General features: G+C 64.5%; 3 protein-coding genes and 1 pseudogene. 1 reads left to right on the plus strand and 3 read right to left on the minus strand.

The window, feature by feature from the left end:
• Positions 1–817 (minus strand): annotated as a pseudogene (locus EN955_RS33475) (DNA mismatch repair protein MutS); the annotation flags it as partial.
• Between the two features lie 213 nt (positions 818–1,030).
• On the opposite strand from EN955_RS33475, the gene EN955_RS33480 reads away from it, so the two are divergent.
• A complete protein-coding gene (locus EN955_RS33480) occupies positions 1,031–3,310 on the plus strand; it encodes an NADP-dependent malic enzyme (RefSeq protein WP_024501796.1) in 2,280 nt (759 codons plus the stop codon).
• A gap of 33 nt (positions 3,311–3,343) precedes the next feature.
• Here EN955_RS33480 and EN955_RS33485 read toward each other — a convergent pair whose 3' ends face one another.
• Together EN955_RS33485 and EN955_RS33490 are read right to left on the minus strand one after the other, a co-directional pair.
• Positions 3,344–4,045: an antitoxin Xre/MbcA/ParS toxin-binding domain-containing protein gene (locus EN955_RS33485; RefSeq protein ID WP_024501795.1), complete on the minus strand. Its 702-nt coding sequence runs from the start codon at positions 4,043–4,045 to the stop codon at positions 3,344–3,346.
• 392 nt (positions 4,046–4,437) lie between these two features.
• The gene (locus EN955_RS33490; RefSeq protein ID WP_127223552.1) at positions 4,438–5,382 is read right to left on the minus strand and encodes an adenosine kinase; all 945 of its coding nucleotides are present in this window, start codon (positions 5,380–5,382) and stop codon (positions 4,438–4,440) included.
• Positions 5,383–5,397 lie beyond the last annotated feature (15 nt).

Raw genomic sequence — 5,397 nt, forward strand, 5'->3', positions numbered from 1 at the left:
TCTCGACATAGGCAATGGCGCCCGAGATCGCCGACAGTTCGGCGCGCGAAAAGGCGCCAAAACTGTCCGGCGTCGCCACATCGAAGAAGCGGGCGATGCGCCCTGTCGCCGACGCCGAATCGAACAGTGACGGTGGTTGCGGGCTGGCGACGCGGCCGAGCACGTCGAACACCGGCTTCAGCTCCGGATCGTGGAACACTGGCTCGGCAACGATCAACTCACGCGGATCAACACGGAAGATGTCAGCCAAAAGCCGGTCGGCGGTGGTGTCGGTGACGCGGAAGGCGCCGGTCGAGATGTCGATCCAGGCCAGCGCAAAGGAGTGGTCCGCTCCGCCTTTCACCCGCCCCAGCGCCATCAGGAAGCTCGATTCCGACGGCGCCAGCAATTTGTCCTCGGTGATGGTGCCTGGTGTCACCAGCCGCACCACATCGCGGCGCACCACCGATTTGCCGCCGCGTTTCTTCGCCTCGGCCGGATCCTCGATCTGTTCGCAGACGGCAACGCGGAAACCCTGGCCGATCAGCTTCTGCAGATAGTCGTCAGCAGCATGCACCGGCACGCCGCACATCGGAATGTCGAGCCCTTGATACTTGCCGCGCTTGGTCAAGACGATGCCCAGCGCCCGGCTCGCCTTCTCGGCATCGTCGAAGAACAGCTCGTAGAAATCGCCCATGCGGTAGAACAGCAGCGAATCCGGGTTTGCCGCCTTGATCTCGATGAATTGCTCGATCATCGGCGTGGCGCCGGCGTGGGCGGTCGGCACCGGCGTCATCGCCTCGGGGGCGTCTGGCTCGTTCGGGCTGTGCATGTTCATGCGCCGCACGCTAGCAGATGTGATCGCGCGGTTTAATGCCGGGGCTTCGAAAAACAGGGGACGACCGGGACGGCAGGATGCCCGCAATCGCGCGTACCAACCGCGATTCCGCACGCTGGCGGTTTACACGCGGCGGCGCGTGGTCTTAATTCGGTCCGACACAAAGCACCCGCTTCAACGAGGTGCTGCACCGGTGAGGAAATCAAGTACATCATGGCCAGGAAAACCGAGAACAGCGGTCCGTCCGTCAGTGCGCAGGAAGCGCTCGAATTCCACGCCATGGGTCGGCCGGGCAAGCTGGAGGTCGTCGCCACCAAGCCCATGGCAACGCAGCGCGACCTCAGCCTCGCCTATTCGCCTGGTGTCGCGGTTCCGGTCCTGGCCATCGCCGAAGACCCCTCGCGCGCCTTCGACTACACGACGCGCGGCAATATGGTCGCAGTCATCTCCAACGGCACAGCCATTCTCGGTCTCGGCAATCTCGGCGCGCTGGCCTCCAAGCCGGTGATGGAGGGCAAGGCGGTGCTGTTCAAGCGCTTCGCCGATGTCGATTCCATCGACCTCGAGGTCGACACCGAGGACGCCGACGAGTTCATCAACTGCGTGCGTTTCCTCGGGCCCTCCTTCGGCGGCATCAATCTCGAGGACATCAAGGCGCCGGAATGCTTCATCATCGAGCAGCGGCTGCGCGAATTGATGGACATCCCGGTCTTCCATGACGACCAGCACGGCACCGCGATCATCTCCGCCGCCGGCCTGATCAACGCGCTGGAGATCACCGGCCGTGACATGAAGACCACGAAAATGGTCTGCAACGGCGCCGGCGCCGCCGGCATCGCCTGCATCGAGCTGATGAAGGCGATGGGCTTTTCGCCGGAAAACATCATCCTATGCGACACCAAGGGCGTGGTTTTCCAGGGCCGCACCGAAGGCATGAACCAGTGGAAGTCGGCGCATGCGGTGAAGACCGAGGCGCGCAGCCTCGCCGAGGCGCTCGACGGCGCCGACGTCTTCCTCGGCCTCTCCGCCAAGGGCGCGCTGACCACCGCCATGGTGCAGTCGATGGCCAAGAACCCGATCATCTTCGCCATGGCCAATCCCGACCCGGAAATCACGCCGGAGGAGGTCGCCGAAATCCGCACAGACGCCATCATGGCCACAGGGCGTTCCGATTATCCCAATCAGGTCAACAACGTGCTCGGCTTCCCCTATATCTTCCGCGGCGCACTGGATGTCAGGGCAACCACCATCAATGACGACATGAAGATCGCCGCCGCCCAGGCGCTGGCGGCACTGGCGCGCCAGGACGTGCCCGACGACGTCGCCGCCGCCTATCAGGGCAATCGTCCGAAATTCGGCCCCAACTACATCATCCCGGTCCCGTTCGACCCGCGCCTGATCTCGGCCATCCCGATCGCGGTCGCCAAGGCGGCGATGGACTCAGGCGTCGCCCGCAAGCCGATCCTCGATCTCGATCGTTACGCGCAGGAACTGTCGGCCCGCCGCGACCCGATCGCCTCGACCCTGCAGCGCATCTACGACCGCGTGCGCCGCCAGCCCAAGCGCATCGTCTTCGCCGAGGGCGAGGAGGAACAGGTCATGCGCGCCGCCGTCTCCTATGTGAACCAGAAGCTCGGCACCGCCATCCTGCTCGGCCGCGACGACGTCATCAAGGAAAACGCCAAGCACGCCGGCATCGACTTGAACAAGCAAGGCATCGAGATCATTAATGCAAGGCTGTCGCGCCGCAACGGCATCTACACCGACTACCTCTACGAGCGCATGCAGCGCAAAGGCTTCCTGTTTCGCGACTGCCAGCGGCTGATCAACAACGATCGCAACCACTTTGCCGCCTGCATGGTGGCGCTGGGTGACGCCGACGGCATCGTCACCGGCGTCACCCGCAACTATTCGACCGCGCTCGACGACATCCGCCGCGTCATCGACGCCAAGCCCGGCCACCGCGTCATCGGCGTCTCGATCGTGCTGGCGCGGGGCAAGACCGTGCTGGTCGCCGACACCGCCGTGCACGATATGCCGAACGCCGAGCAGATCGCCGACATCGCCGAGGAGGCGGCAGGCTTTGCCCGCCGCATGGGTTATGAGCCGAGGCTCGCCATGCTCGCCTATTCTACCTTTGGCCATCCGCAGGGCGAACGCTCCGAGCGCGTCCAGGAAGCCGTGCGCATCCTCGACAAGCGCCGCGTCGATTTCGAATATGACGGCGAAATGGCCGCCGACGTCGCCCTCAACGCCCGCGCCATGGCGCAATACCCGTTCATCCGCCTGACCGGCCCGGCCAATGTGCTGATCATGCCGGCGTTCCACTCGGCCTCGATTTCGACCAAGATGCTGCAGGAACTCGGCGGCTCGACGGTGATCGGGCCGCTGCTGGTCGGCCTGAACAAGCCGGTTCAGATCGTGTCGCTGAATGCCAAGGACAGCGATATCGTCAACATGGCGGCGATCGCGGCGTACACGGCGGGGACTTGAGGGGCTGGCCTCAGCGGTGAGTCCGCGCTGCCTTCAGCCCGGCGCGAATACGCGCGCGGCCTCGACGATCTCGTCCACCTGATCCTGCCGCAGCAAGTCGATCGGGACGCGGCCGTCGAGCTGCGCCGAGGGCCGCGTCAGCCACAGCCATGCGAGCCTCGGATTGGTGATCAGGGATAGCACGTCGCGAATGCCTGCAACCGGCCGGCCGTCGACGAACTGCGCCAGCGGGAAGACATGTTTGCGGCCGCCCTTGCGCAAGGCGATGACCTCACCCCGCCGCTGCCAGCGGTGCAGGGTCGAGCGGGCGATGCGCAGATGCTCTTCCAGATAGGTCGAGCCGGCGACGCGGCCGGCCCAGTCCTCGATCAGCATCGATTCGAGATCGTCGGACTTTGGCAGCGAAGGAGGCTCGACATCGGCCAACGGGGTCGTCGGCGGATTTGTCACGCCGGCAATACCGGCTTCGCTGCGGCGCGCGGCTTCCGCCGCCAGCGCGCGCACGAATTTCGAGGCCAGGCCGGGCAGGTCGGCATGGATGGCGTCGATGGCGCGCCGGTGCTTCGGTGACAGCAAGGTGACGGCGGACGCTATGCTGCCGGCGATCTTGCCGACCGAGACCATGGTGGGCTTGTTGATGGCCTCGTCATAGTGGGCAAGTGCACGTTCGACGTCTTCCGCGACCATCTCCGCGAAGTCGTCCTGCTTGAGGCCCTGGATTTGAAATCTGTTCATGCATCTGTCTTCTGGCCGCGCGCTCCCCCTCAGCTGCGGCCGATTGTTGAACTTCTAGTGCGGAAAACGGAAATCGCGGCGGCAACCGGTCCGGCCGCCCGACAGCATGCTGTCCAGCATTTCTTGACACCCCAACTGACTGAGGGCGCACCGAAATGTCAGTCGCGGGACGCCCAGATTGCGTGTAGGTGCGATGTATGACAACTGCGCGACGGCATTTCCTTCTCCCCTTGTGGGAGAAGGTGGATTGGCGCGTAGCGCCAAGACGGTTGAGGGGTGTTCCAGCTTGGCGCCAAGCTACCCCTCACCCGGATTGCCATCCGATTTGTAAAGGACAAATCGGGGCAATCCGACCTCTCCCACAAGGGGAGAGGTTAAAAGCGTCGGGACCCCTACAGCAATCCCGCCTGCTCAGCCTCGCGGCGCAGATTCTGCCGGGGCCTGGGGCCGATCTGCTGGATCACCAATCCGGCCGCCAGTGAGCCAAGGTCGCCGCAGGTTTGCAGGTCGCGGCCTTGCGTGTAGCCATGCAGGAAGCCGGCGGCATAGAGATCGCCGGCGCCCGTCGTGTCGACCAGTTCCTTGATGGCGGTCGCCTTGATCACCACCGTCTCGTCGCCGCGCACGATCACGGAGCCTTTTTCCGAGCGGGTCACGGCGGCGATCCGGCAATCCTTGCGGATCTGCGCCAGCGCCTCGTCGAACGAGGATGTCTGGTAGAGCGATTTGATCTCGTGGCTGTTGGCAAAGACGATGTCGACCGTGCCCGAACGCATCAGCTCGAGGAATTCGTCGCGGTAGCGGTCGACGCAGAACGAATCCGACAGCGTCATCGACACTTCGCGGCCTGCTGCGTGCGCCAGCTTCGCCGTCTGGCGGATCGCTTCCTTGGCGCGCGGCGGGTCCCACAGATAGCCTTCGAAATAGGTGACCTTGGCGCCAGACGCCTTATCGGCCTCGACATCCTCCGGCCCAAGCTCGACGCAGGCGCCGAGATAGGTGTTCATCGAACGCTCGCCGTCAGGGGTGACGAAGATCATCGACCGCGCCGTCGGCGGCTCGCCCTTGAGCGGCGTGGTGTCGAAGGCGACGCCCTGTGCATGGATGTCGTGCGCGTAGATTTCGCCCAGCGCATCGTTGGAAACCTTGCCGAAGAAGGCGGCGCGGCCGCCGAAGCTGGCGACACCGGCCGCCGTGTTGCCGGACGCCTCGATCGCCGGGCCCATGCGGCTGTAGAGCAGTTCGGCGCGTTGTGTGTCGATGAGGTTCATCGCGCCCTTGATGATGCCGTTGGTCTCGAGGAATTCCTCGTCGCACTGGGCGATGATGTCGGCAATGCCATTGTCGACATC

The sequence above is a fragment of the Mesorhizobium sp. M7A.F.Ca.CA.001.04.2.1 genome, assembly GCF_003998485.1.
Classification (GTDB): domain Bacteria; phylum Pseudomonadota; class Alphaproteobacteria; order Rhizobiales; family Rhizobiaceae; genus Mesorhizobium; species Mesorhizobium ciceri.